The sequence below is a fragment of the Streptomyces sp. NPDC002870 genome (assembly GCF_042888505.1).
Lineage (GTDB): Bacteria > Actinomycetota > Actinomycetes > Streptomycetales > Streptomycetaceae > Streptomyces.
Window position 1 is genome coordinate 134,771 of sequence record NZ_JBIAPW010000004.1, and the last position, 18,115, is coordinate 152,885.

Annotated in this window: 20 protein-coding genes; 3 read left to right on the forward strand and 17 right to left on the reverse strand. The window is 71.2% G+C overall.

Going from position 1 to position 18,115, the window contains the following annotated elements; all coding sequences use genetic code 11:
- Positions 1-65 precede the first annotated feature (65 nt).
- From groES to ACFYWY_RS07195, 3 genes are all read right to left on the reverse strand, one after another.
- On the reverse strand, positions 66-374 hold the full coding sequence (gene groES, locus ACFYWY_RS07185) for a co-chaperone GroES (RefSeq protein WP_003948573.1): 309 nt from the start codon (positions 372-374) through the stop codon (positions 66-68).
- A 297-nt stretch (positions 375-671) separates the two neighbouring features.
- Positions 672-1,313: a polysaccharide deacetylase family protein gene (locus ACFYWY_RS07190; RefSeq protein WP_389181025.1), complete on the reverse strand. Its 642-nt coding sequence runs from the start codon at positions 1,311-1,313 to the stop codon at positions 672-674.
- On the reverse strand, positions 1,310-2,224 hold the full coding sequence (locus tag ACFYWY_RS07195; protein WP_389181028.1) for a polysaccharide deacetylase family protein: 915 nt from the start codon (positions 2,222-2,224) through the stop codon (positions 1,310-1,312). Before ACFYWY_RS07195 ends, ACFYWY_RS07190 begins: the two co-directional genes overlap by 4 nt.
- A gap of 82 nt (positions 2,225-2,306) precedes the next feature.
- Here ACFYWY_RS07195 and ACFYWY_RS07200 point away from each other — a divergent pair, with 82 nt between their 5' ends.
- Positions 2,307-3,494 (forward strand): SAM-dependent methyltransferase, encoded by a 1,188-nt coding sequence (locus ACFYWY_RS07200; RefSeq protein WP_389181523.1) that lies wholly within the window; start codon positions 2,307-2,309, stop codon positions 3,492-3,494.
- A gap of 57 nt (positions 3,495-3,551) precedes the next feature.
- On the opposite strand, the gene ACFYWY_RS07205 is transcribed toward ACFYWY_RS07200, so the two are convergent.
- The 7 genes from ACFYWY_RS07205 to tsaB form a co-directional block, all read right to left on the reverse strand.
- The gene (locus ACFYWY_RS07205) at positions 3,552-4,205 is read right to left on the reverse strand and encodes a hypothetical protein (protein ID WP_389181031.1); all 654 of its coding nucleotides are present in this window, start codon (positions 4,203-4,205) and stop codon (positions 3,552-3,554) included.
- 58 nt (positions 4,206-4,263) lie between these two features.
- A complete protein-coding gene (locus ACFYWY_RS07210; protein ID WP_389181034.1) occupies positions 4,264-5,580 on the reverse strand; it encodes an RNA polymerase sigma factor in 1,317 nt (438 codons plus the stop codon).
- A gap of 42 nt (positions 5,581-5,622) precedes the next feature.
- Complete coding sequence (locus tag ACFYWY_RS07215) at positions 5,623-5,979, reverse strand: YciI family protein (protein ID WP_389181037.1); 357 nt, start codon at positions 5,977-5,979, stop codon at positions 5,623-5,625.
- A gap of 189 nt (positions 5,980-6,168) precedes the next feature.
- On the reverse strand, positions 6,169-6,432 hold the full coding sequence (locus ACFYWY_RS07220) for a hypothetical protein (RefSeq protein WP_389181040.1): 264 nt from the start codon (positions 6,430-6,432) through the stop codon (positions 6,169-6,171).
- Complete coding sequence (gene tsaD / locus ACFYWY_RS07225; protein WP_389181043.1) at positions 6,429-7,538, reverse strand: tRNA (adenosine(37)-N6)-threonylcarbamoyltransferase complex transferase subunit TsaD; 1,110 nt, start codon at positions 7,536-7,538, stop codon at positions 6,429-6,431. The genes ACFYWY_RS07220 and tsaD overlap by 4 nt, the downstream gene beginning before the upstream one ends.
- Before the next feature lie 3 nt (positions 7,539-7,541).
- Entirely contained in the window at positions 7,542-7,994 is a 453-nt protein-coding gene (rimI, locus tag ACFYWY_RS07230) for a ribosomal protein S18-alanine N-acetyltransferase (protein WP_389181526.1), read from the reverse strand.
- Between the two features lie 125 nt (positions 7,995-8,119).
- Positions 8,120-8,773 (reverse strand): tRNA (adenosine(37)-N6)-threonylcarbamoyltransferase complex dimerization subunit type 1 TsaB, encoded by a 654-nt coding sequence (gene tsaB, locus ACFYWY_RS07235; RefSeq protein ID WP_389181046.1) that lies wholly within the window; start codon positions 8,771-8,773, stop codon positions 8,120-8,122.
- Between the two features lie 125 nt (positions 8,774-8,898).
- Between tsaB and ACFYWY_RS07240 the strand changes: the two genes are divergently transcribed.
- The gene (locus ACFYWY_RS07240; protein ID WP_389181529.1) at positions 8,899-9,435 is read left to right on the forward strand and encodes a L,D-transpeptidase; all 537 of its coding nucleotides are present in this window, start codon (positions 8,899-8,901) and stop codon (positions 9,433-9,435) included.
- A gap of 107 nt (positions 9,436-9,542) precedes the next feature.
- Here the strand turns inward: ACFYWY_RS07240 and ACFYWY_RS07245 are convergent, their stop codons facing one another.
- From ACFYWY_RS07245 to glmS, 7 genes are all read right to left on the reverse strand, one after another.
- The gene (locus tag ACFYWY_RS07245) at positions 9,543-9,728 is read right to left on the reverse strand and encodes a hypothetical protein (protein WP_389181049.1); all 186 of its coding nucleotides are present in this window, start codon (positions 9,726-9,728) and stop codon (positions 9,543-9,545) included.
- Between the two features lie 155 nt (positions 9,729-9,883).
- Positions 9,884-10,504 carry a tRNA (adenosine(37)-N6)-threonylcarbamoyltransferase complex ATPase subunit type 1 TsaE gene (gene tsaE / locus ACFYWY_RS07250; protein ID WP_389181052.1) on the reverse strand — a complete coding sequence of 207 codons (621 nt, stop codon included), beginning with the start codon at positions 10,502-10,504 and terminating at the stop codon, positions 9,884-9,886.
- Positions 10,476-11,702, reverse strand: a complete 1,227-nt coding sequence (locus ACFYWY_RS07255) for an alpha/beta fold hydrolase (protein WP_389181055.1) — start codon at positions 11,700-11,702, stop codon at positions 10,476-10,478. The genes tsaE and ACFYWY_RS07255 overlap by 29 nt, the downstream gene beginning before the upstream one ends.
- 10 nt (positions 11,703-11,712) lie before the next feature.
- Positions 11,713-12,864 carry an alanine racemase gene (gene alr, locus ACFYWY_RS07260; RefSeq protein WP_389181058.1) on the reverse strand — a complete coding sequence of 384 codons (1,152 nt, stop codon included), beginning with the start codon at positions 12,862-12,864 and terminating at the stop codon, positions 11,713-11,715.
- 341 nt (positions 12,865-13,205) lie between these two features.
- Positions 13,206-14,642, reverse strand: coding sequence for an NAD(P)H-hydrate dehydratase (locus tag ACFYWY_RS07265; RefSeq protein ID WP_389181061.1), 1,437 nt, complete (start codon positions 14,640-14,642; stop codon positions 13,206-13,208).
- A 4-nt stretch (positions 14,643-14,646) separates the two neighbouring features.
- Positions 14,647-15,015, reverse strand: a complete 369-nt coding sequence (locus ACFYWY_RS07270) for a holo-ACP synthase (protein WP_389181064.1) — start codon at positions 15,013-15,015, stop codon at positions 14,647-14,649.
- On the reverse strand, positions 15,012-16,859 hold the full coding sequence (glmS, locus tag ACFYWY_RS07275) for a glutamine--fructose-6-phosphate transaminase (isomerizing) (RefSeq protein WP_389181067.1): 1,848 nt from the start codon (positions 16,857-16,859) through the stop codon (positions 15,012-15,014). The genes ACFYWY_RS07270 and glmS overlap by 4 nt, the downstream gene beginning before the upstream one ends.
- A 233-nt stretch (positions 16,860-17,092) precedes the next feature.
- On the opposite strand from glmS, the gene coaA reads away from it, so the two are divergent.
- Positions 17,093-18,088, forward strand: a complete 996-nt coding sequence (gene coaA / locus ACFYWY_RS07280) for a type I pantothenate kinase (RefSeq protein WP_389181069.1) — start codon at positions 17,093-17,095, stop codon at positions 18,086-18,088.
- Positions 18,089-18,115: the final 27 nt, after the last annotated feature.

Sequence of the window (18,115 nt, forward strand, 5' to 3'; positions counted from 1 at the left end):
CCAGGGGCGCAGATCAAACAACTTCGGGTGCGGAGTCCTCTGGGGATGCCCCCCAGACCCCCGACCTACTTCTCGATGATCGCGAGTACGTCGCGAGCCGAGAGGACGAGGTACTCCTCGCCGTTGTACTTGACTTCGGTGCCGCCGTACTTGCTGTACAGCACGACGTCGCCGGTCTTGACGTCGAGCGGCAGACGCTCGCCGTTCTCGAAGCGACCCGGGCCCACTGCGAGGACGACGCCCTCCTGGGGCTTCTCCTTCGCGGTGTCCGGGATGACCAGGCCAGAGGCCGTGGTCTGCTCGGCGTCGAGCGGCTGGACCACAATGCGGTCCTCGAGCGGCTTGATGGCAACCTTGGAGCTGGCGGTCGTCACGATCCGACCTCCCCCTTCGGAGATCTCACGGGGTTAACTGTCTGAGGTGGCGACCAGGTGGATCCGTCGTCGCGGGTGCCGGACCTGCCCGTCGCTGTGTTGGCACTCTCCAGTGGGGAGTGCCAGACCTGAGACTATGACTGCGATTAGCACTCGGTCAAGCGGAGTGCCAATTCAACGGCGCGCGCCGCTCTGATCCCGGTACGGAAAACGTCGCGCCCGACCCATTGGTTCCGCCATCGCTCAACGGCGTACGCCCACTGGTTCCGTACGCCCAGACCCCGGGGGCACCAGGGTTCAGACGTAGTCCTCCAGGCGCGCCACCGCGTACCCCTGCTCCTGAATACGGCGCAGCAACCGTGCCGCCGTTCGTGCGTCCGCCCGCACGATCTCGCCGGGCCGCAGCTGTTCGCCCTCCGCGTACTCCCGCCCCAGGACCATCGCGCGGACCCCGCAGTCGGCCGCCGCCCGCAGCGTGTCCTCGTTGTACGCGCCCTGCGGCGGGCGGAAGAGGCGGACCTGACGCCGTCCGCAGATCTCGGCGCGCTGCCCCTCGTACGAGAGCGTGCGCAGGTCCGGTTGCCCGGCCGCGCGGAACACGCTGACCGGCAGCTTCAGTTCGCCCGTCATCCGTACGAACTGCGGATCGCGCGCCGCGCGCTCGTCGAAGGTGAGGAAGACGACCTTGTCGCGGATGGGCACCCGGTCCACCACGGACGGCTCCGAGAGGCGGCGTGCGGGCGGCTTCGGCGCGGCGGCCAGCGGCCGCGCCAGCCCCCACCGCCGATGGGCGGCGCCCGGAGCACCCGCGCCCGGCGTGACCTGTTGGGCGGCCTTGCGCCCGAGCCGCTCGATCGGGTCAACCGACTGCGCGCATCCCGCGGCGAGAAACGCACCGGCCGCCAGCACTCCGGCCAGCAGCCGGTGCGCCTGCGTCATACGTAGTCCTCCAGCTTTGCCACGGCGTAGCCCCTGCCGGTGATCGTCTTCATGACATTCCGGATCATGTCGGGCATGCTGCCCTTCCAGTCCGCGGGGCCGCGGAAGTGGGTGAGGATGATGTCGCCGGGGTGCAGGTCCTGGTCCCACTCCCGCCACTCCATGTGATCGGGAAACGCCTCCGCGGCCCACAGGGGCACGGCCTTCACCCCGCACGACTGGGCGGCGCGCAGGGTCTCCTTGTTGTAGTTGCCGTACGGCGGGCGGAAGAGCGGAGGCCGCTTGCCGTACCGCTTCTCGATCTCGGCCTGCTGGCCGCAGATCTCCCGCTCCTGCTCGGCGTAGGAAAGGCCGGGCAGATAGCGGTGGTTGAGGGTGTGGTTGTGCAGCGAGACGCCGCTGTCCTGCATCTCTTTGAAGTAGCCGTAGTTGTCGCTGATGACGTAGTCGCTGAGGAAGGCGCTGTACGGGATCTGGAGCTCGCTCATCATCTGGAGCAGGGCGGGGTCCTTCTCCGAACCGTCGTCGATCGTCAGGAAGACGATCTTCTCCTTGACCGGCACGGTAGTGAAGACGGGTGGCAAGGACTCGCCGTCTTCGACCTCGAAGCCCTTACGGGTGGTGATCTCAGGCTTGGCGTCGGGGGGCTGGGGCGCGGCGAGCGGGGTCTCGTCCAGGCCCCACTTCTTGGCGGCGACGGCCCGTTCGGCCTGAGTGCGCTCGACCTCCTCCATGTACGTGGAGAGCGCGCCGGCCGCGCCGGGCTCCTGGCCCGGGGCGGGGCGCGCGCCGCCGGAAGGTTTCGGGGACTCGGCCGCACATGCGGCGCCAAGGGCGGCGACGAGGAGCACGGCCAGGACTGCACGACTCCGTCGCGCCCGTTTTTTCTCATTTTGTGTTACTAGCTGCATGGCGCTGGATCTTGTCAGCACGGACCCGTACGGCCCGGCCGACACCGCCACCGCGGGCGCACCATCCCCCGCCTGGCCCACAATGGGCCGGGTGAACGACCTGGATCCCCTCGCCTCCTTTGCCGCACTGCTCACCGAGGAGGGGCGGGCGCTGTTGGACTCCCTGGACGCCTACGACCCGGCGCAGGAGCTGGCCACGGCCACCCGGCTGCGCCGCGAGCACCCGGCGGCGCTGGTGTCGGCGGCGCTGGGGCAGGCGCGGCTCCGGCAGCGGGCGGTCGCGAAGTTCGGGGCCGAGGACGCGCGGCGGATGTTCTTCACGCCGAACGGCGTCGAGCAGGCGACCCGCCGCTCCGTCGCCTCCTACCGCGCCGAGCGCTTCGCCGGTCTCGGCGTACGCAGCGTGGCGGACCTGTGCAGCGGGATCGGCGGCGACGCGATCGCACTCGCCCGGGCCGGGATCCGGGTACTTGCGGTGGACCGGGACCCGCTGACGGCGGTGGTCGCACGTGCGAACGCCGACGCGCTGGGGCTGGCGGAGCTGATCGAGGTCCGCTGCGCGGATGTCACGGAGGTCGACACGGCCGCGTACGACGCGGTGTTCGTGGACCCGGCCCGGCGGGGCGGCCGCGGCCGCATTTTCGACCCGGAGGCGTACTCCCCGCCCCTGTCCTGGGCGATCGGCGCGGCCCGCACCCGCCCGCACGCCGCGCTCAAGATCGCGCCCGGCATCCCGCACGAGGCCGTCCCCGAGGACGCCGAGGCGGAGTGGATCTCGGACGGCGGCGACGTGAAGGAGGCGGTGCTCTGGTTCGGTACGCGACCGGGCGCGATTGCCGCGACGCTGCTGCCGGGCCCGCGCTCGCTCACCGGCGCCGGCCTGCCCGACCCGGCGGTGCGGGAGGTGGGCCGCTTCCTGTACGAGCCGGACGGCGCGGTCATCCGCGCGCATCTGGTCGCCGAGGTCGCCGAGCAGCTGGACGGCGGGCTGATCGACGAGACGATCGCGTACATCACGGCGGACGAGCTGCGGGCGACCCCGTACGCGACGGCGTACGAGATCACCGATGAACTCCCCTTCAACCTGAAGAGGTTGAAGGCGCTGCTGCGGGAGCGGGGGGTTGGCATCCTGACGGTGAAGAAGCGCGGCTCGGCGGTGGAACCGGAAGAGCTGCGCCGCAAGGTGAAGCCGCAGGGGCCGAACGCGGCGACGGTGTTTCTGACGAGGGTGGCGGGTGCGCCGACGATGCTGATCGGGCGGCCTGCGTAACTCAGGCCGTATCCACCTTCCGTCTGCAACTGCTCTGCTGGGCATTGTGGACCGCGCTCAGCGGTGCGCGCCGTCCCCCACGACCGTCGGCGACCCCGCCCCCACCAGCCGTACCGCCCACCGGTAGTGGCTCACCGCCTTCGCGACACCGATCAGGCCCGTCAGCCAGAGGATGAAACCCAGGCCCATCATCAAAGCGACGTCCGCATACGTCTCCCGCCCGGGCTCCGCCGTCGCCGGAATCACGAAGCACATCCACAGCCCCAGCGCGCCCAGCAGAAGCGACGGTACGAACCAGAGCAGGCTCTGCCCAGGCGCCCGCAAACCTGCGTCGCGCAGGGGGTCACGCTCCAACGACGACCACTGGACGAGCCGTTCACGCACCAGCTTGTCGCGACGGATGCCGAACCCGATCGCGACCCCGGTCGGGATCATGCACGCGGCACCGATGCACGCGAAGATCCCGCCGAACAGGTGGCTGAGCGGGTCGATGCTCTCCTCGAAGGCCGCCAGCGCGGCGCTGATCAGGCTCCACCCCGCCGCGAAGCCCGCCACAGTCAGCCACAGCAGCAGCAGTCGTGGCACCCCGATGCTCAGCCGGGCCAACTCGCCCATCGCCCGCGCCCGGTCGGCGAGCAGAGCCTCACGGTCGGGCCAGGCCCGTATCTCGACGGGCGGCGGAGGGGGAGGGATCGGGTTGCGACGGGACATGCTTACGAGGCTATCGCCAGGTCGGTCGGCGAACTCATCGAGCTCCTCGCACTTCGGGCTAGGACTCGGACGCGGAGCCGGACGGAGAGTCGGACGCGGAGTCGGGCTCGGACGCGGGCTCGGGCTCGGGCTCGCAGTCGGGTTCTGGTTCGGTGCGTGAGGCCCTTTCCAGCAGCAACTCCTTCTCCCGTGCGTTACGGGTCAGGGACGCCGCCCGTTCGAACTCCGCCCGCGCTTCCGCCCGTCGGCCCAGCCGCGCCAGCAGATCCCCGCGCACGCTCGGCAGCAAGTGGTACTCCTTCAGCGCGGGCTCATTGGCCAGCGCGTCCACCAACTCCAGGCCCGCCGCCGGGCCTTCGGCCATCGAGACCGCGACCGCACGGTTCAGCTCCACGACCGGGGACGGGGTGAGTGCGGCGAGCTGCCGGTACAGCGTCGCGATCGCCACCCAGTCCGTCTCCTCGTACGTCACCGCCTGCGCATGGCAGGCGGCGATTGCGGCCTGGAGGGCGTACGGTCCGTTGCCCGCCCGCTGCAGCGCTGCGAAACCGCGCCGGATCAGCAGCTGGTTCCAGCGGGTCCGGTTCTGGTCGGCGAGCAGTACCGGCTCTCCGTCGGGTCCGGTCCTGGCGGCCGTGCGCGACGCCTGGATCTCCATCAGCGCGACCAGGCCGTGGACTTCGGGCTCCTTGGGCATCAGGCCCGCCAGCACGCGGCCGAGCCGCAGTGCGTCCTCGCACAGTGCCGGGCGCTGCCAGTCGTCGCCCGCGGTCGCGGAGTAGCCCTCGTTGAAGACGAGGTAGATGACTTCCAGCACCGACGAGAGGCGTTCGGCGCGCTCCGAGCCGTACGGCACTTCGAAGGGAACGCCCGCCTTGGCGAGCGCGCGTTTCGCGCGGACGATGCGCTGGGCGACGGTCGGCTCCGCGGCAAGGAAGGCACGCGCGATCTCCTCCGTCGTAAGACCGCCCAGCAGCCGCAGCGTGAGCGCGATCCGCGCATCGGTGGAGAGCACCGGATGGCAGGCGGTGAAGATCAGCCGCAGCAGGTCGTCGTCGATGTCGTCACCGGCAGCCGGGTCCGACGGCTCCGGCGGCGGTACGTCCTCCAGGGCGCGCCCGACCTCCGCCAGCTTGCGTGCGTACGTCTCCCGACGGCGTACGAGATCAATCGCGCGGTGCTTGGCGGTGGCCATGAGCCAGGCGCCCGGCTTCTCCGGAACGCCTGACTCCGGCCACTGCTCCAGCGCGGCGACCAGAGCGTCCTGCGCGAGCTCCTCGGCGATGCCCACGTCCCTCACGATGCGTGTGACACCGGCGATGATCCGCGCCGACTCGATTCTGAATACCGCCTCCACCGCGTTTGCTGCCGTCACGGGCACTCATGAGAGCACTCCCGCAGCCCGGCGGCAAACGTTTCATCCCTCGGCGATCTCGCGGATCTCGGAGGTGATGTTCCAGTGCTCCTCGTGGACCTGCAGGAAGCGCTTGGTCCATTCGAGGACCTCGGCCTTGTCCTTGGCCTGGATGATCGCGTACCCGCCGACGACCTCCTTGCTCTCGGTGAAGGGGCCGTCGATGACGGTCAGCTTTCCGCCGGACCAGGTGACGCGGGTGCCCTGCGAGGTCGGAGTGAGCCCGTTGGTGTCGAGCAGGACTCCGGCCTTGGTCATCTCCTCGATCAGCTTGCCCATCCGCTCCATGAGCTCGGGGCTCGGGCCCCCGGCGGGCATCTCGTTCTCATTGACGCGGACCATGGTCAGGTAGCGCGGCATGGTGACTCCTCGTACTGGACAGCGGGGCCGTTCCCCGCCTCTCACCCCTGCGTCGAACGGAAGACGGCTGGATCGACATCCGCCGGAAGATTTCTCGGCCGATTCTCCGGAGAATTGTCCGGAGAACTTTCCGGAGTGGCCACCGGACGGCTCAACCCAGCTCAGGACGGCTCAGGAGGGCCAGGAGGCTCAGGACGGCAGGGTCTCCAGCGACTCGAACCGCCAGCGGTGCACCGCCCGTGTGATCAACTCGGCGTCCGGCTCCGGGATTTCGGGCAGATCGGCACCGTAGACCGCATCCCACCAGGTGATCACCAGCACCCGGTCGCCAGGAGCCCGGAACGTCTCGCGGCGCACCGGCTCATGCGCCAGCTCCTGGGCCCGCGCCCATTCGAGCAGCTCGGCGCCCCGGCCCTGCACGGCCCGGGCCTCCCACATCAACGCGACCGTCATGAGTAGAGGTTGTCCTTGCTGATCTCGTGCACGTGATCGTGATCGTGGGTGGGGGCGTGGGCACTTCCCGGCACATGCGGATCCGTCACCGGAAGCGACGAGTCCGCCGACAGCTCCCAGTCGGAGGCCGGCCGGTTCCGCGCCACCATCTCCGCCCCGAGCGCCGCCACCATCGCGCCATTGTCCGTGCACAGCCCCGGCCGCGGTACCCGCAGCCGGATCCCCGCCCGTTCGCAGCGTTCCTGGGCCAGCGCCCGCAGCCGCGAATTGGCAGCCACGCCGCCGCCGATCATCAGGTGGTCGACGCCCTGGTCCTGGCAGGCGCGCACCGCCTTGCGGGTGAGCACATCGACGACCGCCTCCTGGAACGATGCCGCCACATCCCGTACGGGCACCTCCTCGCCCGCCGCCCGCTTGGCCTCGATCCAGCGGGCGACCGAGGTCTTGAGCCCCGAGAAGGAGAAGTCGTATGCCGGGTCGCGCGAGCCGGTGAGGCCGCGCGGGAACGCGATCGCCGCCGGGTCGCCCTCCCTCGCCAGCCGGTCGATCACCGGACCGCCCGGGAAGCCCAGGTCAAGGACGCGCGCGATCTTGTCGAAGGCCTCGCCCGCCGCGTCGTCGATCGTGGCGCCCATCGGCCGTACGTCAGATGTGATGTCCGGCGCGAGCAGCAGGGACGAGTGGCCACCGCTCACCAGCAGCGCCATCGTCGGCTCGGGCAGCGGTCCGTGCTCCAGCTGGTCGACGCAGATGTGCGAGGCCAGGTGGTTCACCCCGTACAGCGGCTTGTTCAGCGCGTATGCGTACGCTTTCGCGGCCGAGACCCCGACCAGCAGCGCGCCGGCCAGGCCCGGCCCCGCCGTCACCGCGATCCCGTCCAGATCGCGTGCCGAGACGCCCGCGTCCTTCAGGGCGCGCTCGATGGTCGGAACCATCGCCTCCAGATGCGCGCGTGACGCGATCTCGGGCACCACGCCGCCGAACCGGGCGTGCGTGTCCACGCTGGAGGCGATGGCGTCCGCGAGGAGGGTCGTACCGCGGACGACGCCGACGCCGGTCTCGTCGCAGGAGGTCTCGATGCCCAGTACGAGCGGTTCGTCAGCCATCAGTTAAGTCTCTGTTCCTTGTACGTGGAGCCGCATGACGAGGGCGTCGACATTGCCCGGCTGGTAGTAGCCGCGGCGGAATCCGATGGGCTCGAAGCCGAAGCGCTCGTACAGCTTCTGGGCCCTGGTGTTGTCCACGCGCACTTCGAGGAGCACCTCGTCGCACTCGAAGGCGGTGGCGTGCTGCAGCAGGTCGGTCAGGAGCCGGGAGCCGAGTCCCGTTCCCCACTGGTCGCGGGCGACGGCGATCGTCTGTACGTCTCCGAGACCGCCGGCCGCCGCGAGGCCCGCGTACCCGACGATCTTCCCGTCCGCCTCCGCCACCACATAGCGGCGGGTGGCGCGCGGGCCACGCGCATGGGCGAGTTCGGACCAGAACATCCCGGCCGACCAGGCGTCCTCCGGGAACAGCGCGTGCTCGAGCGCGAGCACATGTTCCAGGTCCCACCAGCGCATCTCACGCAGCACAGCAGTGGGTCGTCCGGATGGCCGTTCGGCCGGTCGTCCGGTCAGGCGTTCGGCCGGTTGTCCGGTCAGTCGTCCGGTCGGTCGTTCGGTCGGTCGTTCGGTCGGTCGTTCGGTCACTTCGGCGTGACCACCTTGTAGTTCTTCGGCACCTGGGCGTCCGGCCGGCGCAGATACAGCGGCAGCGGCGGCAAGAAGTCGTCCCCGGCGGCCAGTTTCTCGGCGGCCAGCGCGGCGAGCGCCCCGGCCGAGACATGCTCGGGCCCGCGGGCGTCCGGAAACGTCTCGGGGTAGAGCAGCGCACCGGCACCGACCGCGGGCAGACCCGCGACCTGCTCGGCGATGTCGGCGGGCCGGTCGACGGCGGGCTCGCTCACGCGGCCGCGGGCGGATTCGTACCGCGCCCAGTACACCTCCTTGCGGCGTGCGTCCGTCGCCACCACGAACGGCTCCTCCAGACCGGAGGCGTACGCCAGCCCGTCCAGCGTGCACAGCCCGTACACCGGAACGCCCAGCGCCGAGCCGAAGGTCGAGGCCGTGACCAGTCCGACGCGCAGCCCGGTGTACGGACCGGGGCCGACTCCGGCCACCACGGCGGTGACGGCGTCGAGCTTCACCCCGGCCTCGGCCAGGACGCGGTCGATGGCGGGCAGCAGCAGTTCTCCATGCCGGCGGGCGTCGACGCGACTGGACTCGGCGACGACGGAATTGCCGTCGTGGAGGGCGGCGGTGACGGCGGGCGTGGCGGTATCAACGGCGAGCAAGAGCACGCAAACAGCCTACGGCTCCGGCACCCGGGCACGGTGCCGTGTCCGAGGGTGCGGCTGCTGCTACCGTCACCACGGAGACGTACTTTCGAAAGGTGGGAACGGTGTCACGGAGCAGCTCGGGACTCGTGGCCGGGCTCACGGCGGCAGCTCTGGCCGCCGTCGGTTTCCTCGCCTACCAGGCGTCGGCGAGCGCCCCCGACCAGCTCGGCAAGGCCAACACCCCCAGTGCGGTCCCGTCCGCGAATGCCTCCGGCGACCCCAAGCACAAGTCCAAGAACCCGCTGGCGCTGCCCGCGAAGTCGGGCGCCGGCGAGCGCGTCGTGTACTCGCTGTCCGAACGGCGCGTGTGGCTGGTGGGCGAGAACGGGAAGCTGACGCGGACCTTCGGGGTCATGCCGTCGACGGTCAGCCCGCCGCCCGGTGTGTACGCGGTGACCTCACGGTCCGGCAGCGTCCCCGGGTCGGACGGGGTGCGGATCGAGCATGTGGTGCGCTTCGCGAGCGTCGACGATGTGTCGGTCGGCTTCAGCGCCGCGGTCAACGGGTCGATGGCGAGCCCGAACCCGCAGAAGAAGACCGGCGGCGTGCGGATGAAGCGGGCGGACGGCGACGCGATGTGGGAGTTCGCGTCGATCGGCTCGAAGGTCGTCGTCGTCCCGTAGCCGGCAGCCAGTAGCCCTTGGCTCGTGTCCCTTGGCTCGTGTCCCTTGGCTCGTGTCCCTTGGCTCGTGTCCCTTGGCTCGTGTCCCTTGGCTCGTAGCTCCCAGGACTACGCGGCGTCGCGCCGGGTTTCACGCTCCTCGGAACGCCGTTCCTCACGGGGCGGAGTGGAGACCGCACTGGCCGCCGCGCACGACGCCAGAAGATCGCGCATCGACAGGGGCGGCGGCGTCAGCGCCCGCGGCCGCACCTGCGGCTGCTGCCGTGGCTGGGATTCGCGCTCGGATGCCGACATGGACGCCTCCTGGGCTCCGGGGGCAGTCGTGGTTAGGCAGACCTAACCTGCTCGATACCATGTGAACACGCCCGGCACTGCCCGCGCAACATTTTGCCGACGTCTTGTCGGAACGTACACACCTACGGCATACACACACGCCGGTGCAGTACGGCTCAGGCCCCCATCGCCGTCAGGTCGACCGTCGCCCAGCGCGCGCCGAAGCCCGTCAGGGTGACCTCGCGGCGGTCGTCGTCCGTGTCGCCGACCTTCCGGTGGATCAGCACCTGCAGCCGGTCGTCCGAGAGGTCCTCGACCTTGCCGACGCCCCACTCCACGACCACCACCGATTCGGGCAGCGAGACGTCGAGATCGAGGTCCTCCATCTCGTCGAGGCCGCCGCCCAGCCGGTACGCGTCCACATGCACAAGGGCAGGGCCGCCGGTCAGCGAGGGGTGGACGCGGGCGATGACGAAGGTCGGGGATGTGACGGCGCCGCGGACCCCGAGGCCCTCGCCCAGGCCGCGGGTCAGCGTCGTCTTGCCCGCGCCGAGCTCACCGGTGAGCATGACCAGGTCGCCGGGGCGCAGCAGCTTCGCGAGCCGGCGACCCAACTCCTGCATCTGCTCAGGAGACTCGACGCAGAGACGGGCGGCGCTGGTGGCGTGAGCGTCGCCGGTCGAATCGTTGGCGCCGGTCGAGTCGTTGGCGCCGGTCGAGTCGTCGGCGCCGGTCGAGTCGTCGGCGCTGATGGCGTGGGTGGCGCTCTCAGCCGCCGGGCTGTGCGGTGCTTCCATACGGGCCAACGTTAGCCGGTGCCGGGACCGCGCCGACCCGGGCCAGCAGGTCGGCCAGTCGGTCCGTGACGGCCTCCGGGTGCTCCAGCATCACCAGATGCCCGCCGTCCGGCACGATCACCAGCTCCGAGTCCGGCAGCATGTCCGCGATCGCCTCGCTGTGCGAGCTCGGGGTCACCAGATCCTTGTCACCCGCCAGGACGAGCACCGGCACCTCGCGGAAGATGTCGAGCGCCTCGGCCTTGTCGTGCTCCACGAACGCCGGGTAGAACTCCGCGACCACATCGATCGGCGTGCCCTCGATCATCCGCTCCGCGAACCGGGCCACCGCCGGGTCCACGTCCCTGGACGAGAACGAGTACCGCTTGATGAGGCCTGCGAAGAGGTCGGCGGTGGCGCGGCGGCCCCGCTCGACCAGTTCGGCCTGCGAGCCGAGCGCCTTGAGCACGCCCGGGAGCACCCGGCGCACCGCGTTCACGCCCGCGACCGGCAGGCCGTAGTTGACCTCGCCGAGCCTGCCCGCCGAGGTGCCGATGAAGGCGACTCCGGAGACCCGCTCCCGTACCAGCTCGGGGAAATGGTGGGCGAGCGCCATCACCGTCATCCCGCCCATGGAGTGCCCGACCAGCACCAGCGGGCCCTCGGGCGCGGCCGCGTCGATCACCGCCTTGAGGTCGCGGCCCAGCTGGTCGATGGCGACCGGCACGCCGTCCGGTCCGGACTGGGCCGCTCCCCTTGCCGACCGGCCGTGGCTGCGCTGGTCCCAGTACACGGTGCGCACCAGGCCGCGCAGGGCCGCGCGCTGGAAGTGCCAGGAGTCCTGGCTCAGGCAGTAGCCATGGCTGAAGACGACGGTGACGGGGGCGGGCGCCTTGCGGCCGAAGAGCCTGCGGCGGCGCGGGGCACCCGCTTCCGGGTCCACCTCGTCGGCCTCGTAGTACAGCTCGGTGCCGTCGTCGGCGATCGCCTTGCCGGGCAGGCCGCGCAGAGCTCCGTACGGCCCCGACGCGTCCAGCGCGAGCCGCGCTTTCTTGCGCATGCCGCGGCCGACCGTGAGGCGCTCGAGCGCGACGCCCGCGGCCGCGCCTGCGGCGACCACGCCTATCGCGGCGCCTGCGATGCCCGCCCGGCGCCAGTTGCCCGTCGTGGCAGCCGTCGCCGCGGCGGCCACGACGGGCCCCGTGCTGGTCTCGCTCACCGTGCCGCTCCTACTCGTCGGGGTCGTCGTTCAGGAAGACGCGCGGAACTCGCGTTCCGATGCGGGTGACGATCTCGTACGCGATGGTGTCCGCCGCCTGCGCCCAGTCCTCGGCGCTCGGCTCGCCCCGGTCGCCCGGTCCGAACAGCAGAGCTTCGGCGCCTTCCTGGATCTTCTGCCCGCCAAGATCGACTACGAACTGGTCCATGGCCACCCGGCCGGCCACCCGTCGCCACTCGCCGCCGACCAGGACCGGCCCGCGGCCGGAGGCATGGCGCGGGATGCCGTCCGCGTAGCCGAGGGGGATGAGGCCGAGCGTCGTCTCTTCCGCCGTGACGTAGTGATGTCCGTAGCTGACGCCATGGCCTGCCGGGACCTGCTTGACCAGCGCGACGGAGGCGGCGAGCGTCATCACGGGCCGCAGCCCGAAGTCCGCGGGCGTGCCGAGCTCGGGGCTGGGCGACACGCCGTAGATCGCGATGCCCGTCCGTACGAGGTCGAAGTGCGTCTCCGGGAGGGTCAGCGTCGCCGGGGAGTTGGCGATGTGCCGCACCTCGGGCTCGATGCCCGCCTTCTCGGCGTACGCCAGCATCTGGCGGAACACGTCCAGCTGGGCGGCGATGGACGGGTGCCCGGGCTCGTCGGCGCAGGCGAGGTGCGACCACAGCCCGGTGACCTGGACGGTGCCCTGGGCCTCGGCGGCGAGCGCGGCGGCGACGAGCTCGGGCCAGTCGGCGGGCTGGCAGCCGTTGCGCCCGAGCCCGGTGTCGGCCTTGAGCTGGATCCGCGCCGGCCGGCCGGCCTCGCGGGCGGCGGCGGTGACCTCCCTGAGGGCCCACAGGCCGCTCACGGACATGTCGAGATCGGCCTCGATGCCCTCCCGCCAGGGCCCGCCGGGCGTCCACAGCCAGCACATGACCCTGCTCCGGATGCCTGCCGCGCGCAGGGCGAGGGCCTCATGCGGCGTGGCGGTCCCGAGCCAGGTCGCCCCGGCCGCGAGCGCGGCCTTGGCGCAGGGCACCATGCCGTGTCCGTACGCGTCCGACTTCACCACGGCCATGAGGGCAGCACGCGGCGCGCGGGCACGCAGCGCACGCACATTGGCGCGCAGGGCCGCGAGGTCGATCTCGGCGCGGGCTCTCAGGGGCTGTGGCTGACTCATCGGGCCCAGTGTCTCAGAGGGGTACGACAGCAGTCGTACAACCGGTGCGGGGTTCAACAAGTCTGCGCCTGTGCGGTTGATCACGGTTTCGGGGAACGGGGGCTGTTTCGGGGCCCGGGGGGTCGCGGTACCGGGGGTGGTTTCGGGGAACGGAGGGCTGGTTTCCGGCGATGACGCGGCTCCCCAGCCCGTCAGTTCGGCCCGCCGTGACTCCCGCCCGTCAGTTCAGCCCGCAGTGACTCCGCCGCCCGTCAGTTCAGCGCGCCGTGACTCCCGCCCGTCAGTTCAGCCCGCAGTGACTCCGCCGCCCGTCAGTTCAGCGCGCCGTCACTCCAGCCCCGTCACTCCTGTACGTCGCGCCACGCCGACCGCAGCGCCCCCGCCACCTCGTACGCCGTGATCGGCGCGCCGTCCGTGATCGCGTGGCGGGCCGCCAGGCCGTGCAGATACGCCGCCGCCGAGCCCGCGTCCCGCGGGTCGAGGCCCGCCGAGAGCAGCGCGCCCGCCAGGCCGGACAGGACGTCGCCGCTGCCGGCCGTCGCGAGCCAGGGTGTGCCCATGGGGTTCGCCCGGACCGGGGAACGGCCGTCGTCCGGGGCCGCGACCAGTGTCGTCGAGCCCTTGAGCAGCACCGTCGCTCCGTAGCGCGAGGCCAGTTCCCGCACGGACGCGAGCCGCGTGGACTCCACCTCCTCGCGCGGTACGCCCAGCAGCGCGGCCGCCTCCCCCGCGTGCGGGGTCAACAGCGTGGGCGCGCCGCGGTCCCGCAGCGTCGAGGCGTCGAGCGGCCGCAGGCCGTCGGCGTCGACCAGGACCGGTACGTCGGATTCCAGTACCTCCTGTACGACATCCAGACCGTCGCCGAGCCCCGGGCCGACGACCCACGCCTGCACCCGGCCCGCCTTCGACGGGGGTCCGCTGTGGACCAGGGCCTCCGGGAACCGGGCGATCACGGCCTCGGCCGCCGGCCCGACGTACCGCACCGCCCCCGCGCCGCCGCGCAGCGCTCCCGCGACCGCGAGCACCGCCGCGCCCGGGTAGCGCGCGGACCCGGCGACGACGCCCACGACGCCCCGCCGGTACTTGTCGCTCTCCACGGCCGGCACCGGCAGCAGCCGTGCCACATCCGCGTGCTGGAGCGCCTCGAGGTCCGGCACGGACGGCAGATGCGCCTCCAGACCGATGTCGACGAGCCGCACCGTCCCCGCGTACTCCTTCGCCGGGTCGATCAGCAGCCCCGGCTTGTACGTACCGAAGGTCACCGTCGCATCCGCGCGCAGCGCCTCGCCCGGCACCTCCCCGGTGTCCGCCTCCACCCCGCTCGGCAGATCCACCGCGACGACGACCGCGTCGGACCCTCGCGCGGCCCGCGCCACCGGCAGCGCGTCAGGACGCAGCCCGCCGTGCCCGCCGATCCCGGTGATGCCGTCCAGTACCAGGTCCGCCGCGGCCAGCACCTCGAAAGGGTCGTCCGCGACCCGAGCGCCCGCGCCGAGCAGGGCAGCGAGGCCGCCCTCATGGATGCGCGCCCCCAGCTGGACCGCCGAGACCCCGGCTCCCCGACGCGCCAGCCGCGCCCCCGCGTACAGCGCGTCGCCGCCGTTGTCCCCGCTCCCGACGAGCAGCACCACCCGCGCGCCGTACACCCGGCACAGCAGATCCGCACAGGCCGCGGCGAGTCCGGCAGCGGCCCGTTGCATGAGCGCGCCCTGCGGCAGGCGCGCCATCAGTTCGGCCTCGGCGGCCCGTACGGTCTCCACGCTGTAAGCGGTACGCATACGGTCAACCCTCCGCGATCACCACCGCCGACGCCACCCCCGCGTCGTGACTGAGCGACACATGCCAGGACCGCACACCGAGCTCGGCCGCCCGCGCCGCCACGGTCCCGCGTACCCGCAGCCGCGGTTGCCCCGTGTCCTCGACGTACACCTCGGCGTCGGTCCAGTACAGCCCGCCGGGCGCGCCGAGCGCCTTGGCGACCGCTTCCTTGGCGGCGAACCGAGCCGCCAAGGAGGCGTATCCCCGCCGTTCACCGCTCGGCAGCAGCAACTCCCGCTCCAGGAACAGCCGTCCGGCCATGCCCGGCGTCCGCCGCATCGTCGCGGCGAACCGGTCGATCTCGGCGACGTCGATCCCCACCCCGATGATCATTCGACGGTGACGGACTTCGCGAGGTTCCGCGGCTGGTCGACCTCGTTGCCGCGCGCCGTCGCCAGCTCGCAGGCGAAGACCTGCAACGGCACGGTCGACACCAGGGGTTGCAGCAGCGTCGGCGTGGCAGGGATCCGGATCAGGTGGTCCGCGTACGGCACGACCGACTCGTCCCCCTCCTCCGCGATCACGATCGTCCGCGCTCCGCGCGCCCTGATCTCCTGGATATTGGAGACGATCTTGTCGTGCAGCACGGAACGCCCACGGGGCGACGGCACGACGACCACCACCGGCAGATCCTCCTCGATCAGCGCGATCGGCCCGTGCTTGAGCTCGCCCGCCGCGAAGCCCTCCGCGTGCATGTACGCCAGTTCCTTGAGCTTCAGCGCGCCCTCCAGTGCCACCGGGTAGCCCACATGCCGTCCCAGGAACAGCACCGTGTTCTTGTCGGCGAGCGAGCGTGCCAGTTCCCGTACCGGCTCCATCGTCTCCAGGACCCGCTCGACGGCCCCCGAGATCTGCGCCAAGTCCCGGATGACGGCCTGGATTTCGTCACCCCACTTGGTGCCGCGCACCTGCCCCAGATACAGCGCCACCAGGTAACAGGCCACCAGCTGCGTCAGAAAGGCCTTGGTCGACGCGACCGCGACCTCGGGACCCGCGTGCGTGTAGAGCACGGCGTCGGACTCACGTGGGATCGTCGAGCCGTTCGTATTGCAGATGGCCAGCACCTTCGCGCCCTGCTCGCGCGCGTGCCGCAGAGCCATCAGGGTGTCCATGGTCTCGCCGGACTGGGAGATCGCGATCACCAGCGTCCGCTGGTCCAGGATCGGGTCCCGGTAGCGGAACTCGCTCGCCAGCTCCACCTCGCACGGGATGCGGGTCCAGTGCTCGATGGCGTACTTGGCGATCAGCCCGGCGTGGAAGGCGGTGCCGCATGCCACGATGACGACCTTGTCCGCCTCCCGCAGCACGGACACCGGGATCCGGATCTCGTCGAGCGTCAGCGACCCGGCGGCGTCGATCCGCCCCAGCAACGTATCGGCGACAGCCTTGGGCTGCTCGGCGATCTCCTTGAGCATGAAGTAGTCATAGCCCCCCTTTTCGGCCGCGGAAGCGTCCCAGTCCACGTGGTACGTCCGCACCTGAGCGGGCGCACCGTCGAAGTCGGTGACCGTCACGCCGTCCCGGCGGAGCTCCACCACCTGGTCCTGCCCCAGCTCGATCGCGGACCGCGTGTGGGCGATGAACGCGGCCACGTCCGACGCGAGGAAGGACTCACCTTCCCCAACGCCCACCACCAGTGGTGAGTTCCGCCGCGCACCGACCACCACATCCGGCTCGTCCGCGTGCACGGCGACCAGCGTGAAGGCGCCCTGCAGCTGCCGGCACACCTGCCGCATCGACTCGGCCAGGTCCCCGCACGACGAGAACGACTCCGCGAGCAGATGCCCGACGACCTCGGTGTCTGTCTCCGACGCCAGCTCGTGCCCGCGCGCCTCCAACTCGGTCCGCAACGCCGCGAAGTTCTCGATGATCCCGTTGTGTACGACGGCGACGCGCCCCGCGTTGTCCAGATGGGGGTGGGCGTTGGCGTCGGTCGGCCCGCCGTGCGTGGCCCACCGGGTGTGCCCGATGCCGGTGGTCCCGGCCGGCAGCGGCCGGTCCACCAACTCCTTCTCCAGGTTGACGAGCTTGCCCGCCTTCTTCGCCGCGGCCAGCCCGCCGTCGGCGAGTACCGCCACACCGGCCGAGTCGTAGCCCCGGTATTCGAGCCGCTTGAGGCCCGCGACGACCACATCAAGCGCCGACTGTCCGCCGACGTAACCCACGATTCCGCACATGGCCGCAGCCTACGACCCCCGCCCGTCACGGCCCAGGCAGCAAGGCGCCCACTGGCGCGGTCACGCCTTCGCCCGGTAGGCCCGCGTCGCCGGCCGGTCGAGGTCGGGGCCCACTCCTTCCGCGACCATGACGTACGCCACTGACATTCCGCCCTCGTCGCCTGCGGCCCCGCACCCCGGCGCGTGACCGATCCCACCCGCCACAGCGCCCATGAAGCCGCGACAATGACCGTGTGATCTCTTCGCCGCCACGAAGCGCCCACCGCCGGGCCGAACCCGCGTCGACGCCGTACGTCGACCTGACCCGCGCGGAGTGGAGCGCCCTGCGCGACAAAACGCCGCTCCCCCTCACCGCCGAGGAGGTCGAGCGGCTGCGCGGTCTCGGCGATGTCATCGACCTCGACGAGGTACGGGACGTCTACCTCCCGCTGTCCCGTCTGCTCAATCTGTACGTACAGGCCACCGCCGGTCTGCGCGGCGCGCTCAACACCTTCCTGGGCGACGCCGGCAATGGCCACGGCGAGCAGCGCGGCACCCCCTTCGTCATAGGAGTCGCCGGCTCCGTCGCGGTCGGCAAGTCCACCGTCGCCCGTCTGCTCCAGGCGCTGCTGGCCCGCTGGCCCGAGCACCCGCGGGTCGAGCTCGTCACCACCGACGGCTTCCTGCTCCCCATGAAGGAGCTCCAGGACCGCGGCCTGACGTCGCGCAAGGGTTTCCCCGAGTCGTACGACCGGCGCGCCCTGACCCGTTTCGTCGCCGACATCAAGGCGGGCAAGGACGAGGTCACCGCCCCGGTCTACTCCCACCTGATCTACGACATCGTGCCGGGCGAGCTCCTCACGGTCCGCCGCCCCGACATCCTGATCGTCGAGGGCCTCAACGTCCTCCAGCCGGCCCTGCCCGGCAAGGACGGCCGCACGCGAGTCGGCCTCGCCGACTACTTCGACTTCAGTGTCTACGTCGACGCCCGCTCCGAGGACATCGAGACCTGGTACCTCAACCGGTTCCGCAAGCTGCGCGAGACGGCGTTCCAGAACCCGTTCTCGTACTTCCGGAAGTACACCCAGGTCTCCGAGGAGGAGGCGCTGGACTACGCCCGTACGATGTGGCGCACGATCAACAAACCCAATCTGCTGGAGAACGTGGCTCCGACGCGCGGCCGTGCCACGCTGGTGCTGCGCAAGGGCCCGGACCACAAGGTCCAGCGCCTGTCCCTGCGCAAGCTCTGACGCGTACTCCGACGCAACTTGCGAAGC